Origin of the sequence: Serratia sp. (in: enterobacteria), from assembly GCF_051654945.1 — a bacterium.
Classification (GTDB): Bacteria; Pseudomonadota; Gammaproteobacteria; order Enterobacterales; family Enterobacteriaceae; genus Chania.
In genome coordinates this window covers 210,409-230,407 of sequence record NZ_JBOFZA010000067.1, presented here as the reverse complement: position 1 = coordinate 230,407, position 19,999 = coordinate 210,409, and the positions used below count along the sequence as shown (strand labels likewise).

19 protein-coding genes and 1 tRNA gene are annotated in these 19,999 nt (G+C 50.4%); 14 read left to right on the top strand and 6 right to left on the bottom strand.

What is annotated here, in order from left to right; genetic code table 11:
* The first annotated feature begins 10 nt into the window (after positions 1 to 10).
* The 5 genes from chbR to ACRDCA_RS10105 all read left to right on the top strand — a co-directional run bounded on the left by chbR (position 11) and on the right by ACRDCA_RS10105 (position 4,936).
* On the top strand, positions 11 to 871 hold the full coding sequence (chbR, locus tag ACRDCA_RS10125; RefSeq protein ID WP_438689383.1) for a transcriptional regulator ChbR: 861 nt from the start codon (positions 11 to 13) through the stop codon (positions 869 to 871).
* Positions 872 to 937: 66 nt separating this feature from the next.
* Positions 938 to 2,281 carry a 6-phospho-beta-glucosidase gene (locus ACRDCA_RS10120; protein WP_438689382.1) on the top strand — a complete coding sequence of 448 codons (1,344 nt, stop codon included), beginning with the start codon at positions 938 to 940 and terminating at the stop codon, positions 2,279 to 2,281.
* A 45-nt stretch (positions 2,282 to 2,326) separates the two neighbouring features.
* On the top strand, positions 2,327 to 3,088 hold the full coding sequence (gene chbG, locus ACRDCA_RS10115; protein WP_438689381.1) for a chitin disaccharide deacetylase: 762 nt from the start codon (positions 2,327 to 2,329) through the stop codon (positions 3,086 to 3,088).
* 176 nt (positions 3,089 to 3,264) lie between these two features.
* Positions 3,265 to 4,047, top strand: coding sequence for a type IV toxin-antitoxin system AbiEi family antitoxin (locus tag ACRDCA_RS10110; RefSeq protein ID WP_438689380.1), 783 nt, complete (start codon positions 3,265 to 3,267; stop codon positions 4,045 to 4,047).
* Positions 4,031 to 4,936 (top strand): nucleotidyl transferase AbiEii/AbiGii toxin family protein, encoded by a 906-nt coding sequence (locus ACRDCA_RS10105; protein WP_438689379.1) that lies wholly within the window; start codon positions 4,031 to 4,033, stop codon positions 4,934 to 4,936. The genes ACRDCA_RS10110 and ACRDCA_RS10105 overlap by 17 nt, the downstream gene beginning before the upstream one ends.
* Before the next feature lie 263 nt (positions 4,937 to 5,199).
* Here the strand turns inward: ACRDCA_RS10105 and ACRDCA_RS10100 are convergent, their stop codons facing one another.
* The 4 genes from ACRDCA_RS10100 to ACRDCA_RS10085 all read right to left on the bottom strand — a co-directional run bounded on the left by ACRDCA_RS10100 (position 5,200) and on the right by ACRDCA_RS10085 (position 9,726).
* Positions 5,200 to 6,918 (bottom strand): ATP-binding protein, encoded by a 1,719-nt coding sequence (locus ACRDCA_RS10100; protein WP_438689378.1) that lies wholly within the window; start codon positions 6,916 to 6,918, stop codon positions 5,200 to 5,202.
* Positions 6,919 to 6,920: 2 nt separating this feature from the next.
* Positions 6,921 to 8,213 (bottom strand): SIR2 family protein, encoded by a 1,293-nt coding sequence (locus ACRDCA_RS10095; RefSeq protein ID WP_438689377.1) that lies wholly within the window; start codon positions 8,211 to 8,213, stop codon positions 6,921 to 6,923.
* A 554-nt stretch (positions 8,214 to 8,767) separates the two neighbouring features.
* Positions 8,768 to 9,007 (bottom strand): ogr/Delta-like zinc finger family protein, encoded by a 240-nt coding sequence (locus ACRDCA_RS10090; RefSeq protein ID WP_071998200.1) that lies wholly within the window; start codon positions 9,005 to 9,007, stop codon positions 8,768 to 8,770.
* The gene (locus ACRDCA_RS10085) at positions 9,004 to 9,726 is read right to left on the bottom strand and encodes an NAD-dependent aldehyde dehydrogenase (protein ID WP_438689376.1); all 723 of its coding nucleotides are present in this window, start codon (positions 9,724 to 9,726) and stop codon (positions 9,004 to 9,006) included. The genes ACRDCA_RS10090 and ACRDCA_RS10085 overlap by 4 nt, the downstream gene beginning before the upstream one ends.
* Positions 9,727 to 10,281: 555 nt before the next feature.
* Here ACRDCA_RS10085 and ACRDCA_RS10080 point away from each other — a divergent pair.
* From ACRDCA_RS10080 to ACRDCA_RS10055, 6 genes are read left to right on the top strand one after another with little or no spacing between them, the layout of a single operon-like run.
* Positions 10,282 to 10,542, top strand: coding sequence for a helix-turn-helix transcriptional regulator (locus tag ACRDCA_RS10080; protein WP_059201566.1), 261 nt, complete (start codon positions 10,282 to 10,284; stop codon positions 10,540 to 10,542).
* The gene (locus ACRDCA_RS10075; protein WP_161739810.1) at positions 10,539 to 10,787 is read left to right on the top strand and encodes a hypothetical protein; all 249 of its coding nucleotides are present in this window, start codon (positions 10,539 to 10,541) and stop codon (positions 10,785 to 10,787) included. The genes ACRDCA_RS10080 and ACRDCA_RS10075 overlap by 4 nt, the downstream gene beginning before the upstream one ends.
* Positions 10,788 to 10,792: 5 nt before the next feature.
* Positions 10,793 to 11,338, top strand: a complete 546-nt coding sequence (locus ACRDCA_RS10070) for a host cell division inhibitor Icd-like protein (RefSeq protein ID WP_438689375.1) — start codon at positions 10,793 to 10,795, stop codon at positions 11,336 to 11,338.
* Positions 11,335 to 11,598: a hypothetical protein gene (locus ACRDCA_RS10065; protein WP_059201568.1), complete on the top strand. Its 264-nt coding sequence runs from the start codon at positions 11,335 to 11,337 to the stop codon at positions 11,596 to 11,598. Before ACRDCA_RS10070 ends, ACRDCA_RS10065 begins: the two co-directional genes overlap by 4 nt.
* Positions 11,595 to 11,936 (top strand): DUF5375 family protein, encoded by a 342-nt coding sequence (locus tag ACRDCA_RS10060; protein WP_024530888.1) that lies wholly within the window; start codon positions 11,595 to 11,597, stop codon positions 11,934 to 11,936. The genes ACRDCA_RS10065 and ACRDCA_RS10060 overlap by 4 nt, the downstream gene beginning before the upstream one ends.
* 10 nt (positions 11,937 to 11,946) lie before the next feature.
* Positions 11,947 to 14,271, top strand: a complete 2,325-nt coding sequence (locus ACRDCA_RS10055; RefSeq protein ID WP_438689374.1) for a primase-helicase zinc-binding domain-containing protein — start codon at positions 11,947 to 11,949, stop codon at positions 14,269 to 14,271.
* 510 nt (positions 14,272 to 14,781) lie between these two features.
* Here the strand turns inward: ACRDCA_RS10055 and ACRDCA_RS10050 are convergent.
* Positions 14,782 to 16,074, bottom strand: coding sequence for a tyrosine-type recombinase/integrase (locus tag ACRDCA_RS10050; RefSeq protein ID WP_209530443.1), 1,293 nt, complete (start codon positions 16,072 to 16,074; stop codon positions 14,782 to 14,784).
* 165 nt (positions 16,075 to 16,239) lie between these two features.
* A tRNA-Leu gene (locus ACRDCA_RS10045) sits at positions 16,240 to 16,324 on the bottom strand.
* A gap of 493 nt (positions 16,325 to 16,817) precedes the next feature.
* Here ACRDCA_RS10045 and ACRDCA_RS10040 point away from each other — a divergent pair.
* The 3 genes from ACRDCA_RS10040 to ACRDCA_RS10030 are packed head-to-tail and all read left to right on the top strand — an operon-like array spanning position 16,818 to position 19,974.
* Positions 16,818 to 17,585 (top strand): DeoR/GlpR family DNA-binding transcription regulator, encoded by a 768-nt coding sequence (locus ACRDCA_RS10040; protein ID WP_025122579.1) that lies wholly within the window; start codon positions 16,818 to 16,820, stop codon positions 17,583 to 17,585.
* Positions 17,586 to 17,620: 35 nt separating this feature from the next.
* Positions 17,621 to 18,586 (top strand): D-erythronate dehydrogenase, encoded by a 966-nt coding sequence (gene denD, locus ACRDCA_RS10035; protein ID WP_438689373.1) that lies wholly within the window; start codon positions 17,621 to 17,623, stop codon positions 18,584 to 18,586.
* Positions 18,586 to 19,974, top strand: coding sequence for a GntP family permease (locus ACRDCA_RS10030; protein WP_438689439.1), 1,389 nt, complete (start codon positions 18,586 to 18,588; stop codon positions 19,972 to 19,974). Before denD ends, ACRDCA_RS10030 begins: the two co-directional genes overlap by 1 nt.
* The last annotated feature ends 25 nt before the right edge of the window (positions 19,975 to 19,999 follow it).

The following is a 19,999-nucleotide window of genomic DNA, read 5'->3' as shown; positions in this document are numbered from 1 at the left end:
GGGGGTCATCATGCAGCCACAGTTATTGAGTATGGACATTAAAACCGCACGCGAAGACCAACTGTTTGACGGTCAAAATTTCCATATGTTCATCTATAACAAAGTAGAAAGCATTTCTGGCCTGCATGAGCATGACTACTACGAATTTACCATTGTACTGACCGGCCGTTATTACCAGGAAATCAACGGTAAGCGGGTGCTGCTGGAACGGGGGGATTTCGCCTTCATCCCTCTAGGCTCAAACCATCAAAGCTTTTATGAGTTCGGGCCAACCAGGATCTTGAACGTGGGCATCAGCAAGGCCTTTTTTGAGCAACACTATCTGGCGTTACTGCCCTCGCGCCTGATCGCCTCGCAGGTGTATACCATCAAGGCTGAGTTCCTGAACTTTATTGAGTCGATGGTGGCTTCGCTTAACTTCAGAAACGGTGAGTTCAATGAGTTCCTGGAGATGGTGACGTTTTATACCATCAACAGAATACGCCATCACCGAGAGTCTGAAATAACCACCACCGTGCCCACTTGGCTCAAAGATACCATTGAGAAGATGCATGATAAAACGCAGTTCGGCGATGGCGCATTATCGACCATGGTGCAACTGTCTGGAAAATCGCAAGAATACTTGACGCGTGCGACGCAACGCCATTATGGCAAAACACCGATGCAGATTATTAATGAGATCCGTGTTAATTTCGCCAAAAAGCAGTTGGAAATAACCAACTACTCAATTACCGACATTGCGTTTGAATCCGGCTATAGCAGCCCAAGCATGTTTATCAAGAACTTTAAAAAGCTTACTTCCTTTACGCCAAAACACTATAGAAAGGAGCTGAGCTGTAATTCAATGAGTAATATGTCGGCCGATCAATAGCCAGTATTCACTCCAGCCTTTCCTTTTTAATTTAATCAAGTGCATGTATTTTGCACGGGAGTCCCTATGAGTAAAAAACTGAAAGTGGTCACTATCGGTGGTGGCAGCAGCTATACCCCTGAATTACTTGAAGGCTTTATCAAGCGTTACGACGAATTGCCCGTCACCGAGCTATGGCTGGTCGATATCGAAGCGGGCCAAGAGAAACAGAATATCATTTTTGATCTTTGCCAACGCATGATTAAACGCGCCGGCGTGCCGATTAAAATGTACCAAACATTAGATCGCCGCGAGGCCCTGGTAGATGCCGATTTCGTAACGACCCAACTGCGCGTAGGCCAATTAAAAGCGCGCGAACTGGATGAGCGTATCCCATTGAGCTACGGCTATTTGGGCCAGGAAACTAACGGGGCCGGCGGCTTATTTAAAGGTCTGCGTACCATTCCGGTTATTTTTGACATTATTAAAGATGTCGAAGAGATCTGCCCGAACGCCTGGGTGATTAACTTCACCAACCCGGCAGGCATGATCACCGAAGCCGTGTTCCGTCATACCCAGTTCAAACGCTTTATTGGCGTGTGCAACATCCCGGTCGGCATGAAAATGTTTATTCAGGATGTGCTGCAACTGGAGCCGCAGGATGAACTGTCGATCGACCTGTTCGGCCTGAACCACATGGTGTTTATCAAAGACGTCATCGTGAATGGTGAATCGCGCTTTGCTGAACTGCTTGATGGCGTGGCATCCGGCACGCTTACTGCCAGCTCGGTGAAAAACATCTTTGATTTGCCGTTTAGCGAGGGGCTGATCCGCTCATTGAACCTGTTACCCTGCTCTTATCTGCTTTACTATTTCAAACAGAAAGAGATGCTGGCCATCGAGATGGGCGAGTTCTACAAAGGCGGCGCGCGTGCCACCGTCGTGCAGAAAGTGGAAAAACAGTTGTTCGATCTCTATAAAGACCCGGAGCTGAACGTTAAACCGAAAGAGCTTGAGCTGCGCGGTGGGGCGTACTATTCCGACGCGGCCTGCGAAGTTATTAGCGCCATCTACAACGACAAGCAGACCGAACACTACGTCAACTTCCCACACCACGGCCATATCGATAACATTCCGGCCGATTGGACTGTCGAGCTGAGCTGCACTATCGGCCGTAATGGCGCGACGCCACTGCCGCGCCTGACTCACTTTGATGACAACGTGCTCGGCCTGATTTACACCATCAAAGGGTTTGAGATTGCCGCCAGCAAAGCCGCCCTGAGCGGGGAGTTAAATGACGTACTGCTGGCGCTCAACCTGAGCCCGCTGATCCATTCCGATAAAGATGCCGAAAAACTGGCGCGTGACCTGTTGTTAGCACATGAAAAGCTGCTGCCCAACTTTGCGCAAGCCATTGCCAAACTGAAGTAATTAATGGTCTTCCCCTGCGGGGGAAGACATTGTAAAGAGGCTTTGATGGATAAATTATTGATCGTCAACGCGGACGATTTTGGGCTGTGTAAGGCCCAGAACTACGGGATTATCGAAGCATTCAATAACGGGGTCGTCACCTCAACGACGGCGATGGTTAACGCAGCAGGCATTGAGCATGCCGCTTCATTAAGTGCCGCACACCCGCAGCTGTCTATCGGGATGCACTTCGTTCTCACTCTCGGGAAACCGCTTTCCCCCATGCCTGGTTTGGTCAGAGAAAATGGTGAGCTGGGGAAATGGATATGGGAGATGGCCGAGGCTGATACCCTTCCGCTAGATGAGATCGAGCAAGAACTTGCGTGCCAGTTCGCACGCTTTATCGAGTTGTTCGGCCGCCCGCCGAGCCATATCGACAGCCATCATCACGTCCATATGATCCCGCAAATCTTCCCGCTGGTAGAAGCTTTCGCTCTGGAGAAAGGGGTCGCGATGCGTATCGATCGTGATGTCATCGCTCAACACCATATCCCTCTTTGCGGTGCTCGCAGCACGGCCACGTTTGACAGTGGGTTCTACGGCGACGCCATCAGCGAAGCGCTGTTCCTGGCAACGCTGGATCGCGCCACAGAACGCGGTGCGTCATCACTGGAAATCATGTGCCATCCCTCCTTTATTGATAGCACCATTCTGGCCAGCAAATACTGCTACCCAAGGTTGGCGGAGCTGGACGTGTTGACGTCTGCGTCATTAAAGGAAGAGATTGCTGCAAGGCGGTTCAGGCTGGGATCGTTCGCGTCTTTATAAACAGCACTGGGGCCGGTTCTGGCTGGCCTCCTTATCCGCTGTAGATAGCCTGCTGCGTACGGTACCTTTAACACCGGGTTTATTAAAATTATTTTTGAGGTCCTTTTAATACCTAAAAACAAAAAAATTTAAACCACCAGATTGTACTGGTTTAAAAAAATGACTATAAAGGTAGTATGACTACCGAAAAAAAATCCAAAATAAACACCCTACTAAGCTCTCTCCCCTCAGGAATAGTGCTCACCTCCACATGGCTAACGAAACAGGGATATAGCCTTGATTTACAGAAACAATACAAGAAAAGCCAATGGTTTAACTCGATAGGCACAGGCGCATTGATCCGCGATGGCGATCGGGTTGATTACCTAGGGGGGATCTATGCCCTGCAATCGCAACTGGGGTTTTCTATACACCCAGGAGCTAAAACAGCGCTATCGTTGCAGGGGAAAGCGCACTACCTGGAGCTTGCGGAGAAAAAAGCCATTTTATTTGGCCTATTGGGGGAGAAGCTCCCTATGTGGTTTGATAAATATGACTGGGGGATAAACATCGACTGCAAGCTATCCAGTTTTCTGCCGCCAGAGCTTGGTCTGGTGGAAATCGAACACAAGAATTTCAGCGTGAAAGTGTCCGGTCCGGCTCGGGCAATGATGGAGTGCCTGTATCTGGCTCCCAGAGGCCAGCCATTGCTGGAGGCATACGAATTGATGGAGGGCCTGAACAATTTACGGCCTGCCTCTGTTCAGAAGCTCCTGGAAAACTGCTCTTCCGTGAAGGTAAAACGCCTATTTCTCTACATGGCAGATAAAGCCGGTCATGAATGGCTCAGCTATATCAATTTGAAAAAAATTGACTTGGGTACAGGGAAGCGCTCCATTGTTGAAGGGGGGATCTATATCCCTGAATTCAGGATAACCGTGCCAAAGGAACTGGAGTTACGCGATGACAAAGGCTTATAAAAAACAGGTTCAGCTGCTTTTGGATGTCTTGCCGGAAGTAGCAAAAGAAAAATGCTTCGCCATGCATGGCGGCACCGCAATCAATCTCTTTTTGCGTGATATGCCGAGGCTATCCGTTGATATCGATCTTACGTATGTTGAGATAGCTAGCCGGGATGCCTCATTAGCTGCAATCAATGAGGCACTGATACGAATTAAGCAACGCATTGAGACCTTAAGCCCCTCCATGCATGTTCTGCACCGTGCGGAAGTCTGTAAGCTTCAAGTTGCCGAGCATGAGATCATCATAAAAATTGAGGTCAACATGGTTGGCCGTGGGTTGCAGGGGGATCAGGTCATAATGCCGTTGTGTGAGTCGGCTCAGGAACAGTTTGACTCATTTTGTGCAATGCCGATCGTGCCAGTTGCACAACTCTATGGCGGTAAACTGTGCGCGGCTCTTGACCGCCAGCACCCAAGAGATTTATTTGACGTGAAGCTATTACTCGAAGCGGAGGGATTTACCAACGAGATCAAGAAAGGGCTGATTTTCGGGCTTGTGAGTAGCAACCGTCCGACCTATGAAATGCTTGACCCACATTTGCAAGATCAACGTATTGCTTTTGAACATCAGTTTGAAGATATGAGTAGCATCACGTTCAGCTATGCAGACTATGAAGCAACACGAGCAACATTGATAGAAATGGTGAAAACCTGCCTGACAGAAGATGATAAACACTTTTTACTCAGTCTGAACCGTTTAGAACCAGACTGGACGATTTATGATTATCAGCACTTCCCATCAGTTAGGTGGAAGCTCTTGAATCTGAAGAAATTCAAGAAAGAAAACCCAGATGCCTGGCATGAGCAGCTAGAAAAGCTTCAGGCGGTGCTGAGCGCAACTCGGTGAGTAGAACGTTCCAGAGAAACCTATACCAATGTGGAATGAGGCCAACTTGGCTTTTATCACTTTAGGAAAACCTTGCCGCCCCTGAATTTCAGGCACAAAAAAAGCCGCTCGTGAGCGACTTGATTTGCGTACTGACTAATGGTGCGAAGGCCGGACTCGCAAAATAACTGTAACCAAATGAATTTTAACAATTAAATTAACTAAAATAAATCATAGACCACCAAATTGACCCCATCAGCTCTTCGTTGTATTCACAAAGCGAATTATTTCCTCCAAATTTCCTGGAAGCTAGGGGAGTCAGATTCAGGCGGATACATAGGCTTCCCAATTTGTATTGTCATAGGGATAGGAAAGTCAACCCCAACAAGTGCTACTTCCCCCTGTTTTAGGCTAGGTAAAAAAGCCGCCGCTGATTTATCAATTTCTCCGCAAGCTCTTTCAACCACCTCCCGGTCTCTGTCATTGGTTAATCTATGTACTAAAAGGGTTCCTATTTGGCTTAATACACCCTCAGTAATATCTCTTGGCCGTTGCGTAGTAAGACAAATATTTAAACCATATTTCCTACCTTCTTTAGCAATCATTTCAAATGCATCTAACTTCACTGAATGATCTTCTGCACCGACTCTCTTACCTAAAAAATTATGAGCCTCATCAACAATAACAAGTAATGGTTTTTCCCTGAATTTTTCAGTTCTAGCCAGCACGAGTAACTTTCTTCCTATTACATTAGCTAATATCTCTCGAGCATAAAATTCATAGCTAACATCACTTAAACATACTCGTAAAACTCTTTTATCTCCTTTTAAAAAATCGTCCAACACTTCCCCCAAACTACTTAGAGCATCAGAGCCATGAAAAACTGACTTTAAAGAGTTTGAATAAATAACAGCCTGAATTCTGGTCAGTAACGATGAGCAATAACCTAGGTCCGCCGTTGGATTTCCCCATGAGTCTTGTTCATCCCAGCAACACTCTTGAATTATTTGCGGTATTATCTTCGTGACATCGAATGGTTGAGATGGGTTATCAACTAATTTAGAGTTACCTCCAGTATTCATTGCCCTACGATAATCGGTCTTTAGTCTTTTTATTTTCATCAAAACACCGTTAGTTGCAATTGTTGGGTCTAACGCTACTAACCGTAAACTTTTAATTGCCTCCTTTAGTTTTGGCCCTTGTACTTTTCCCGACGGATCAAACATGGCAATGAAATCTGATTCCATAAAGTCTGTTGGCGGTATTCTGAACTCATTAGATTCTTTATGTACATTTAAAGGTGTTCCGAGATGATAGTGAACAATATGTTCGGAATCGAATGATCTATATTCACTAGTAGCATCGACGATAATTATTTTAGCACCATTATATTGTGAGCATTCTTCTATAATTTTTGATGTCGTCCAACTTTTACCTCCACCTGTCGCCCCCAAAACTGCACAATGTCTACCAAACAATTTTTCTGGGGTCACGCGAACATAACTATCAGAACCGCCAGAAACTGCACCTAAATTAATCGTAACCCTTTCAACATCACTGTCACTAACCCCTTTATTTATTAGTTCAGGAATTAATGAGACAAACTCTAAAGGTGCAGAGAAAACTCGGTCGCCCAATCGGGGGTATGCTTTTATCCCAGACTCCACTTTTAAATCAGAAGTATTAATTGACCCAAGAAGTTGAATATAACCTATCGCATCAACTTTATACTTCCCTTGAGAGTCTTCAGATACCTCATTCCGATCTCTCTCTGGTAGTTTCACCTCAATTAATCGACCAAGAATAATTGACTGCTGCCCCTCAATTAATAATATTTCACCAACTTCACCCTTTCCATATCTCCCTCCTAACATATAGCTTCCGCTTATCTCACCCGCGTGACTGAGATTAATTTTTACGCCCTGAGCAGAAACAGAAGAGACCACACCAACTTTTAACTCATTTCGCAAAACACCTACAGCCGAAAAATCCCGATTACGCATAATCATTCACCTCCAACTTGTTTTATTACTTTTGCAAGCTGATCTGCTGGCGTCAGTGCTCTCAAATTAGGAATTAAACCAACAAAATCCTTAAATGAAGCGTTCACAAAATAAATATCATATCCATCACCTGATAATTTCTTAAGCAATGACCAGTATTTACTAGAACCATTCCCACCATTATTTTCGATATGAGCTGCACATTTGTAATCAGCTATAATTAACTTCATGCTGGGATTTGACTTGATAGCCGAGTATATTGGCTCAGAAAGATGATCATCATTAAAACCGAAACCAGAAATCACCAAGCAACTATTTTTCTTTCTCAATGAGTCTAAAAATCTAGACAGCAACTCTAAATGAGGTTGAATAAATGCTTGCTGATACTTACCTTTTGCCGGGTAAATTAAACATGCTGATGAGGCAGTTGGATTGTTATCTTCATATATTTGTCCATCATCTCTAGCCCAACTAACAGAGCCATGTAGTTTAAACAATTGAAAAACACCTTCAATAAATTCGTGTTCATTCTCATCTCTTTTTATAACATCATAATTAAAATATTTGCCATCAAACCTCCTTTTCCCTGTGTATGAAAGTCCATCCACTACCATCATTCCAAGCTCAGAGGCTGAAGATTCAAATGTCATATCATAGTTAGTAGTGAACACTTTCAGTCGGGGATCTCTTACCCTCCTCCTAGCCATTTTTTGCAATAACATTTTGTAAGATGTCAAATCACTTTTCCCTGAGATAATAAACGATTGACACTTATCCAATATAATAGATTTAACTTCATTTAAAAAATCAAAAACCTCTTTATCTTCATGGAAAGATAAATATGCATCACACTGCGATAAAAAATGCTCAATATTAGGATAATTAGTCTCAGAATATCTTACCTTTTTACATACGCTAATTGCGACAGGCTTTAATACAAATTTATCACCTACTTCATCTGGGTTTTCCCACATTGCACTCTTCCACAAGTCCCACATACTTGGCCCACCTACTTCACCCAAGGATGTTCCACTGCCCGCAAAAAAGGAAAGATTTGGAAACTGTAGAGATCGCAACAAAACATCATTAAAAAAACTTCTATTTTCCCTAACAGCTTCTTTATCTGACTCTTCCATTGGATTTACAGGGACGGTGCTAAGATCAATTCCAGCCGACTCAAGCCCAATATTAGTATTCCTATCTCTCCAAAAAACAAATGAAGCATTATTTAAAGGTATCCATTCATTACTTCCAGGCTTTAAAAATGCAATATTTCCATCTGGATTAGTTGTCATTTCTATTATTCCTTTTTGTTTCTAAAATAAAAAATATACTTTACCTCATTGATTATACATAAAATAGCTGGAGCTTTAGTGATCAGTTCCACAACTGGAACGTAATAAACATCCTGTTGAAAGGATATGATCCTAACTATAAAGGTGAAAGCAGGACACCTTGCTGCGACTTCATTGATTCCCCCAAAAACGTGTTACGCAGCCTCTCACGACGCAATAACACCAGGTCACTAATTGGAGTGAGTCCGACTAGACAAGCGCTTTAGCGACGCGCTGGCGCATTATATGAAAACCATCAAACACGCCCGCGCGCAATGCTATCCCCGCCTCGCCTGCCCGCTTTATGTATCGCATTTCATGCAGTTGCATGCTTGGCTTGAAGCCGCGCCAGTACTGGGGTGAGATAGGTTAAACACACGCATTATGCGCATGCAAAATCATGCACTCTATGCATGCACGCGCAGTTTGAGGCAGGCTAGCCAGAAAAAAGGCAGGTTTCGTGAGAGCAGTGGAAAGCAAAAACCGCATCCTGGTACAAGATGCGGGATGATTAATCAGTGCAGGTGATTATTATTACCGTAACGGTTTAACGTTCGGCGTTCCGGCGGGGGCGGTGCCGGAATAGTTTCCGGTGGCGAGGGCCGTCGGATTACATGCTCAATACTTTCCCGCGTTTTAAAGGTGCTGGAACAGTCGATATTCTGGCACTGGTAATACGCCTCTTTGGTCTGTTCGGTTAAATACCGGCTGGTGCGGGTATGTGAACCACTGCGGCAAAAGGGACAACGCATCATGATTTAATCCCCCGTTCCTTAAATTTCTTGCGTTTTTCCGCTATTTCCGTTGCCAACTGCCAGCGTTTGACTGGGCTGTCGCGCAGCGCCGGTAATACCCCCGTTTCCTCAGGCTGTGTCAGACCGATATCGCTCAGCACCGGGTGCTCAATATTCTTTTGCGCCGTAGCCGTAATAACATGCGCAGTCAGCGCCCCCAATACGCTCTGTTCAATCACTCTCATCGGGTTATCGTGGTAAACACTGTAGGCTTTCTTTGCCAATGAGCAGGCATTGATAACATCGGCGGTCAGAAGTGCTTTCCCCAGGGCGTCCACGGCCTGAGCCATTGCGTGCTCGGCAAAGGCGTTCAAAGCCTCTCGGTGCGCGTCAACCAGCTTGGGGGCCGTCGTTCCACAGCAAAGGTGGAGGTACATTTTATCCACCTCCATTTCTTCAATCAGGCCGTCAAACTCTTTGGTCAGTTCCCGCTTGGAGATCCGGCTGTGGTGCTGCGCTTGCAGCTCCGGGGTCATTTCCCCACGCAGTTTACGGAACAGGGTACGCCACTGGCTTTCCGCTTCGAGACTTTCCACCTCGGTGTCTTTCTTCTGTTGATGGCAACGGGCGATGCCTGTCACGACCTCCGTTAACTCCTGGGCATTTTTGTCGTGGGCGGCGCGGGCGTCACGCAGCGCTTGCAGCTTTTGGGTGATGGACTTGGGTAGTGTGTTACTCATTGTGGTGTCTCCGGTGTTCGTCAATGTGTCGCCATTCTGTTGATAACCGCACAACATCGCTATCAATGCCCGTTGGATCACCGGCAGGACAACACCCCGTGAAATTGCCCAGAAAACCACCACCGAGATTTTAGTTTTTATATAAACTATTCACTACTGTTCACTTTAATAAAAAATAGAGTTAAATCAGTAAGTAAAGTAGTGAACAGTTGACTTAAAACTCATCACTCACTGTTCACTACTGTTCACCCTGCCCAAAATTGACCTTTTTTCTGGCTAGCCATCTACCCCGCTGTTAATCACATTTTTATCTATCAGATAATAGTTATGCTGATTTTTGTAATAAGTAATTTTGGCTGTGTGGGTCAATAGAAGGCAATAATGGGCAATATAAGCCAATAGATAAAATTGTATGTTTTACAATCAGTTATAGCTCTCCGCCACACAACAAGCCCTTGTTGCCATCATGAAAAATATTCACATAATAGGGCGCTACCACACGAGTCCACACAGTCCCGGTGAGTCACCACCGGATATAAACGAGGTAGCATAACCATGCTTGCAGTAGCCACACCGTCCCGTTCTACCCCTGCGCCAACCCTGACCGATCCCACGTCCCGCGATCGCTTTATGCGCCTGCCTGAGGTGCTCTATACCACCGGCCTTTCCCGCTCCACCGTGTATGAAATGATTGGGCGTTCACAGTTCCCCAGCCAGATTTCCCTGGGCGGTAAGAATGTTGCCTGGCTTGAGTCTGAGGTGGAAGAATGGATGGCTGAACGTATCGCCAACCGTCACCAGGAGGCTGCTGTATGATGCTCCTGACGCTCGGCCAACAAACCTTTAGCCTAGATCACAGCGATGCCCTGTTTGTGGCAGAAGCTATCCTGATGCTGCGCAAGAACCCTAAAATGGCCCTGTCTGAACGCCACAGCGCCCAGCACGGCGTGATTGCCCTTACTTGCCAGGGGCCATCGATTTACCACCGGCCCCAAGTGCGCCATGTACCGCTTTCCAATGCCGCCGACAGCTACAAAACCTCTGTTTTAACAGACTGTTGATCACTATGCGATCGATTGAATATCCGTATGCGTTTTCCGGCTTGCCCTGGCGGCAAGCCCTACGTTATAGTCCTTGCGCTGTCGCACAATCGACAGCCGGGCGTAGGAACCCGTGTTTAACTATGGCGACACAGCACGCGCCAAGCGTGTTTTTTTTCGTCGCAGCCTTTGCGCGCTCATTTTTTGCACAGTGGTTTTTATGCTACTGTGGCTATCAAACAATGGTGGCTCAGGCGGGGCAGCCTTCGGGCTGGCCGGTTTCCATAGTTGCCGGTATTCCTACCCCCGTCTGGGCTACCACCATTGAGTGTAGGAACTCCGGTGGTTGCTGTTACCAGCTAACTATGGAGACTGCCATCATGGCTACGACCCTCACCCCGTCACACCCGCAATTTGTCTTTCTGTTCGCTGCCGTGCGCCGCAACACCACCAATTTACAGCCCTGCATGCTGCGCACCGTTGCCACCTGTGAACACGCCGCCCGCCGCGCCCTGGTACGTGATTACGTGCTGGCCTTCGCAGGCCGTCTGCCTGTCGCGGAGGTGGCATGAATACCCTGGCTGCCCGTTTCTATAGCGATACCCACTACCCGATCCCGCACGCCGATTTCCTGCGCCTACAGCATGCGCACTCTGTCGGGGTGTTGTTCCTCGATATGCTCGATCAGATGAACTGCGGCGGCCAACGCCCGGACAGCTTCCAACAAGATGCTCTAGCTTCCGTGGTGGCGGTACTGACCGACCAACTCGGACAGGTGGTCACCACCTGCGAATCCCATATCAATCACAACCTGGAGGCGACCGCCGCATGAACACACTCAATCAATCCTGCCTGCCTATTGAAGTGCGTACAGCGGTGTATCGCCGTGCCGTGGCGCAAGCCTATCTCGACACCTGCGCCTTTTATGGGCTTAGCCTCGGTTACTCGCTGGATGAATTGCAAATGACGATTGCCATGCAGTTGGAAGGCTACTTTGTCGGTCAGCATGGCCCGGAAGACGGCATGGACATGGCGTGCGCCATGTTGGGGGATATGGTGCAGCCGGATATCCTGGTCGCGCCTCCCCGCCTGACGCCGTTAGGGCAAAAGATGATGGACGAACTGTGCTGTGACCAGCTCGCCGCCACCGCTAACACGACCGTGCATTAAGGGGGCGACGATGACGCTATTAAACGTTTCACATACCTCACGTGCAGCAACCGGCCAATGGCCGGTATTACTTCCTGCCCTGGGCATTCACATTACCGCCGGGGGCCGGGCGCAGCCTTGCCCGGTATGCGGCGGTAAAGACCGTTTTCGCTTCGACAACCAGCAAGGGCGCGGAACCTGGTTCTGCAACCAGTGCGGCGGCGGGGATGGTCTGTCACTGGTCGAAAAGGCGCTGGCGGTGACCACCAAAGAGGCCGCCAGTAAGGTGGCCGGGGTATTGGGCAACACCTCATACGCCCCGTTACCGGTGCCGGATAGCCAACAGGATAAAACTCAGGCCCGGCAACAGGCAGCCGAACAGGCCCGCCAACTGTTGGCCGCCGCCGTCCCCCAGGCAGGCAATGCCTACCTGATCCGCAAAGGCTGGCCGGATGTGGACACCCTGACCTTACAGGGTAAGCCTCTGCGCGTGGGCGGTATCACCTATCAACCCGGTGATCTGCTATTACCGCTGACCAATGCCGCCGGAGAAGTGGTTAACGTCCAGTTGATCAACACCGCAGGCGACAAGCGCACCCTGGCCGGAGGGCAGGTCAAAGATGCCTGCCATTCTCTGGCCGGGCCGGATAATACGGTGATCTGGTTAACGGAAGGCTACGCGACCGGGCTGACTGTGCATCAACTGACCGGGGAAAGCGTCTGTATTGCGCTCAGTGCCAATAACCTGCCCGCCCTGGCGCAACAGTTGCGCGCACAATACCCGGATGCATTGCTGTTGCTGGCCGCCGACAATGACGAGAACGGCACCGGCCAAACTCGCGCCACCGAGGCCGCCCAACTGACCGGCGCTACACTGGCATTACCGCCGATGATCGGTGACTGGAACGATCTCTATCAGCAACAGGGCAAACTCCCTACCCTGGCACAGTTGCAGGCGTTTAACCTACCGCAGCACCCTAGCCCGTTCGACACCCTCAGCGATGCCGACCTGAAAGCCATGAGCGCCAGTGAGAAAGCCGCACTGCTGGCCGAACATTACCAGCACTTGCTGGCGGTACCGCCGGTGGGGGAAGATTTGTGCCGCTATGAGAACGGCGCATGGCAGGTATTGCCTTACCGGGTACTTAGCCGAGAAATTGCCGCTCTGTTCCAGAAAATCCGCGCCCCGTTCTCGGCCTCGGGGATCGGCAGCGTTCTGGATACGCTTAAACTGATGGTGCCACAGATGGGCACCCCGGCCCGCCAGTTGATCGGCTTTCGTAATGGGGTGTTTGATACCGTCACCGGCCAGTTTAGCGCCCACCAGAAAACCCACTGGCTACGCACCGTGAACAGCGTGGACTACACGCCACCCAAGGCAGGGGAAAATCTGGCCGACCACGCGCCGCACTTCTGGCGCTGGCTGACGCGGGCCGCCGGACAGCAACCCGACAAACGGGAACGTATCCTCGCGGCGCTCTTTATGGTGCTGGCCAACCGCTATGACTGGCAGATGTTCCTGGAAGTGACCGGGCCGGGCGGCAGCGGTAAGAGCGTGATGGCCTCGATCGCCAGCCTATTGGCGGGGAAAGACAACACCACCTCGGCCTCTATCGATACGCTGGAATCCTCGCGGGATCGGGCCTCGGTGGTCGGGTTCTCGCTGATAATCCTGCCTGACCAGGAGAAATGGAGCGGTGACGGGGCGGGTATCAAGGCGATCACCGGCGGTGATGCCGTCGCCATCGATCCGAAATACCGTGATGGCTACTCCACCCATATCCCGGCGGTGATCCTGGCGGTGAACAACAACCCGATGCAATTCAGTGACCGCAGCGGCGGTGTATCCCGTCGCCGGGTGATCCTGCCGTTCCCGGAAGTGATACCGACCCATGAACGCGATCCGCAGCTCCTGACCAAAATCACCGGCGAACTGGCGGTGATTGTGCGGCATCTGATGCAACGTTTTGCCAATCCGAACGACGCCCGCGATCTGCTCCAGGCGCAACAACACTCGGATGAAGCCCTGGAGATCAAGCGCAGTGCCGATCCGCTGGTTGATTTTTGTGGCTACCTGCTGGAAGAGAGTGAACCCCACGGCCTGTATATGGGAAACGCCAATATTGTGCCCGCCAACCCGCGTAAATATCTGTATCACGCTTACCTGTCTTATATGGAGGCCCGAGGGCACAAATACCCACTCAATCTGACCGCGTTCGGACGCGCCATACCGCAGACCTTGCGCGAATACGAGATCACCTTGCTTAAGCGCAAGACCAACCAGGGGATACAGACCAACCTGGTACTGAGTGAGGATTGTGAGGCCGATTGGCTACCCAAGTGTGAAGCCCACTGAGTGAACGCGGTCACGATCGTTTTCACCGATCAATATGCGGCTATTGATCTGCCGAACCCATTGGACGCTGCCGCATTGAGGCATTTATAGTCCCTTGTATAAACCGCATACAATCCAACACCAGGGAAAATGTATCGGTTATCCTTCCGGCCAGCTGGCGGGCCTTTAGCTCCCCCCTTTCACAACAACGGCAAAACCGGCTCCGGCCGGTTTTTTTGTGCTTGCCGATCGCCACTGTTCACGCTGGAGTGAACAGTTGTGCACAGTTCCCGGATAACTCATCACCCTTTAATGTAATGATTTATATAAATAAAATACAAAAAGTGAACAGTGTGACCAGTTTTTCTATAAATCTTTTTTGTGGCAACGTTCCGGCTGGTGTTGTGTTCGCGGATCGGGACTGTTCACACTGGAGTGAAGAGTTGTGCACAGTTCCCGGAAAACTCATCACCCTTTAATGCAATGATTTATATAGATAAAAATCAAAAGTGAACAGTGTGACTAGTTTTTCTATAAATCTTTTTTTTCTGGCTTAGTTTGCTGTGCCTGCTTTGTGATGTTTGCAAATGCATACGGCGTAATATGGCGTTCGCGATTCACATCCAAATAATCGGCCCACCACTGCACCATGAGGCGACGTTCTTCTAGATGCTCGGCTTTGTGAATGTATGCTGCTCTTACCCCGTTGCGTTCCTGGTGGCTCATCTGGCGCTCAACAGCGTCCCGCGACCACAATCCCGACTCAACTAAGGCACTGCAAGCCATAGCCCTGAAACCATGGCCGCATACTTCCGTTTGTGTATCGTAGCCAATGGAGCGCAGTGCTTTATTCACTGTATTTTCACTCATTGGCTTATGTGGATGATGATCGCCAGGGAAAACCAAGTCATTTCCCGCTGAAAGCTCAAGGATTTGCTCCAATAATTGGATTGCTTGCTTTGAAAGCGGCACCAAATGGACTGTACGCATTTTAGAACCACGGTGAGAATGTTTAACACCTTCAATAGCTTCACGCTCCGCAGGTATAGTCCAAAGCGCTTTCTTGAAATCTATCTCTCCCCAACGAGCAAAACGTAATTCACTGGAGCGGATGAAAACGCATAGGGTCAGCCTAACCGCTAGACCGGTTAGTATTCGGCCCTTATGGGTATCAAGGCGAGTAAGAAAGACAGGGAGGCGTTCTAATGGTAATGCAGGTCGATGTACCGCTTTACGCGTTGCAATAGCACCCGCTAAATCCTGGGCGGGATTGCGGGGTATAAGCCCACTTTGTACCGCGAAACGCATGATGCCGGTGATTCTCTGCTGTAATCTGGAGGCAACCTCTAAGCGGCCACTTGCTTCAACCGCTCTCAGCGGCACAAGTAGATCCCTGGTTTCCAGGTCAGCGATATTACGCTTACCGATCACAGTGAAGACATTAAGCTCTAAGTCTCGCATCACTCGTAGGGCATGGCCTTCAGACCAACGCCTATTCGTGGCATGCCAATCGCGGGCAACCTTCTCAAAAGTGAGCGTTTCAGCCAAAGCTTGATCTTTGTCTGTCTCTCTTTGAGCGCTTGGGTTAATCCCATCAGCCAACAATGCTCTTGCTTCATCACGTTTTTCACGTGCTTTCGCCAGCGTCACAATCGGGTATGCACCAAAGGCAATGCGGCTTTCTTTACCTTCGTGGCGGAATTTTAGATACCAGCGTTTTGAGCCGTTTGGTTTGACTAAAAGGTATAAACCGTGGGAGTCAGTGATTTTGTATTCTTTGTCGCGAGGCTTTGCTGTGCGGGCTGCTACGTCTGTTATTGCCATAAATTGGGGGTCAAACCTTTATCGAACCGAGCTGACCCCCATTGTGACCCCCAAAAGATCTGGATGTCAACGGATGTACTCGGACGTATTCAGACCAAAAAAAAAGCCTTTCGGCTTTAATTTTAGTAACTTACGGACTGTTACGGACGTTCTCGAACATACTTATGGTGCCGAAGGCCGGACTCGAACCGGCACGTATCTCTACGGTTGATTTTGAATCAACTGCGTCTACCGATTTCGCCACTTCGGCACTGAAGTAGTATGCGGAAAACGTGGGCATTATACCTTCCCACTTGCCTCGCGCAACACTTATCAAGCATTCAACGAGTTGAATGTTGAAAAAAACGTCAGGCGTCGATTTTCTAGGCGCAAAATGCTGGTTTATCGTCCTGATCTTACTCCATCAACTACTGCGATCCTCCCCTCACCCCAACCCTCTCCCACAGGGAGAGGAAGCCGATCGAGCTGGCCCATTGATGCGGCGCTCCCCCCAAAGGGAACTTTCTGCACTTTTTTGTTACACATCACACTTTTCATCACAACCTTCTGTTACTCCCTTAATCACAAAAATAATAACTAACAAATTGAATAATAAATAATTTTCATAAAAAACCCTCCTCCAGCAAGAGCCAAAGTTCTGTGATACCCATCGTTTATTTGTTAAATCAAATGATGAAACATGAATGGCATAACAAAAAATAACAGCCCCCAGCGGCACCATCGCTACCGACCCGGAGACGAGCATGATCCCATCGGAACGCCGCGATTTTATCTATCGCTATGTACATGAGTATCAGTTGGTCACCATCGTGGCCCTGGCTGAGTTGATGAGCGTTTCACATATGACCGTCAGGCGCGATATCCACCAACTGGAAGAGGAAGGCAAGGTGATCAGCGTCAGCGGCGGCGTGCGCTTGAGTGACGCGCTACGCCAAGAGCTGGCCTACAAGGAGAAGGCCCAGTTGCATCACCGGCAAAAACGGGCCATCGGCAAGTATGCCGCCGGGCTGGTTGAGGATGGCCAGGTGGTCTATCTGGATGCCGGCACTACCAGCTTCGAGATCGCCCGCCAACTGGCGGAACGCTTCAACCTGACCGTGGTCACCAACGACTTTTCCATTATCCAGCACCTGATGAACCGCCCGCAGCTCAATCTGTTTCATACCGGCGGGCGGGTCGATCAACGTAACTATTCCTGCGTCGGCAGCTGCGCCGCCATGCTGTTACGCACGCTGAATATCGACGTGGCCTTTATCAGCACCAGCTCCTGGGATCTGGAACATGGCGTCTCCACTCCGCATGAAGAAAAAGTCCTGGTGAAGCAGGCACTGCTGGACGTGGCCCGGCGCAAGGTGCTGGTCTCCGACAGCAGTAAATACGGCAAGTACGGCATGTTTCGTGTCTGCCCGCTGACGGCACTCGACGACATTATCTGCGATGCCGCCCTACCGCCAGAAACGCTGCAACAACTCCAGGAACGTGGAGTGCGGCTACACAACATCAACCTCTGATAACCACAATCCCCTACAGGAAAAGGAACATAACCATGAAGATCATCATCACCGGTGGAGCCGGTTTTTTGGGTCAGCGTTTGGCTGCCGCATTACTGCAAGACAACACGACATTGCCGTTTGACGAACTGGTTCTGGCAGATATCCAGCAGCCTGACGCTCCGGTTGCCGATCCTCGAGTCCGCTGCCTGGCGCTCGATCTTACCCAACCCAGCGCTGCCGAGCAGTTGGTCGATAGCGATTGCAGCGTGCTGTTTCATCTGGCCGCCATCGTCAGCAGCCATGCGGAAACCGACTTCGATCTCGGGATGCAGGTGAACTTTGATGCGACCCGCCAGCTATTGGAGGCCGCTCGCCACAATGCCCCTGCAATGAAGTTTATCTTCACCAGCTCGCTAGCGGTGTTTGGCGGCCAGCTTCCGGCAACCGTCACCGATGATTGCGCCGTCAAGCCACAGTCCTCCTATGGGGCGCAAAAGGCCTTGTGTGAACTGTTGATCAACGATTACGCCCGTAAAGGATTTGTCGATGCGCGGGTGTTGCGTCTGCCCACCATCAGCGTGCGCCCTGGCAAGCCCAATAAGGCGGCTTCTTCCTTTGCCAGCGGCATCATCCGTGAACCGCTGCACGGTGAGCCTTCGGTCTGTCCGGTTTCCCCTGAGTTGGCGCTGTGGCTTTCCAGCCCAGGCACCGTGGTGGGTAACTTTATCCATGCCGCCACGTTGCCCGCCGCGCAGTTCGGCACCTCACGCATCGTCAACCTGCCTGGCATCAGCGTCACGGTGCAACAGATGCTGGCCGCACTGGGCGAAGTGGCCGGTGAGCAGGCTCGTGTCAGGGTGAGCTTTGTGCCGGATGAGGCTATCAACCGCATTGTCGCCAGTTGGCCGGGTAACTTCGACGTACAGCGTGCACTGGCATTGGGATTCTGCGTCGATGAGAACTTCCAGCAGGTGATCCGCGCCTTTATGCACGATGAGATGCCGCAGGCAGGGAGCTGATTATGGCGCTTTATACTCCCATCATTGGCCTGGCGGTGGCCGTATTCGTGCTGGTGTTTCTGGTATTACGCACCCGGGTGCACGCGCTGATCGCCATGCTGGCAGCGGCCTCTATCGCCGGGATCAGCGGCGGGCTGAGCGCCATGCAAACGGTAGAGACCATCTCCAAAGGCTTTGGCAGCACGCTCGGCAGCATCGGGATTGTGATTGGTCTGGGGGTGATGATGGGCCGCGTACTGGAAGTCTCCGGCGCGGCGGAGCAGATCGCCTTCAGCTTTATCAAATGGCTGGGTAAGAAGCGCGAAGAGTGGGCGTTGGCGATCACCGGCTATATCGTCAGTATTCCGATCTTCGTCGATTCCGCCTTCGTGATCCTTTATCCGTTGGTCAAGGCGCTGGCGAAAAAAGGCCAGCGCAATCTGCTGACGCTCGGCGTCGCCTTGGCTGGCGGTCTGATCATTACCCACCACGCAGTACCACCGACTCCAGGCCCATTAGGCGTCGCAGGGATCTTCGGCGTGGATATCGGCGCCATGATGCTGGCCGGGCTGGTGTTGGCCATTCCTTGCGTGATCGGCATCGTAATCTATGCGCGCTGGCTGGGCACCTATTACCCGGATTTTATGCCGGATAACCAGGAGGAGGAGCCGGAAGATCTGCGAGCCGCCCACCAGCGCTATCTGGCCGAAAAAGAGGCCAAGGCGCTGCCGAGCCTGACGCTATCGCTGCTGCCGATCGTCGCGCCCATCGTGCTGATCTTTATCAACGCGGTGAACAACATGCTGGCCAAGTCCGAAGGGATGGCCTGGCTGGGGGATAGCCTGTGGGGGCAAGTCTTTGCCTTCCTTGGAGCACCGGTGATTGCGTTGGCTATCAGCGTGCTGCTGGCGGTTTACACCCTGATGCCCAAAGTTGATAAGCACGAAACGCTGGAACGGCTGGAGGAAGGGTTACAGACCGCCGGGATTATCTTGCTGGTGACCGGTGCCGGTGGGGCGTTGGGAGCGGTGTTACGCGAAAGCGGCACCGGTACTTTGTTGGCACAGCACGTCGCCAACCTGCCGCTGTCGCCGGTATTGATCCCCTTTTTTATTGCTACGTTAGTGCGTTTGATTCAGGGATCGGGTACGGTTGCCATGATCACCGCCGCTTCCATCTCTGCCCCCATCGTTAGCCAGCTGCCCGGCGTCAATATGCTCGCCGCCGCGCAGGCCGCCACCATGGGCGCGCTGTTCTTCAGCTACTTTAACGACAGCATGTTCTGGGTGGTCAACCGGATGATGGGCATCAAGGACGTCAAGCAACAGATGATGGTCTGGTCAGTACCTACGACTATCGCCTGGGCCATTAGCCTGGTTGGTGTTCTGATACTGGATTGGCTGCTGTGAAGTATTTGGCCGGATGCGATCGTCT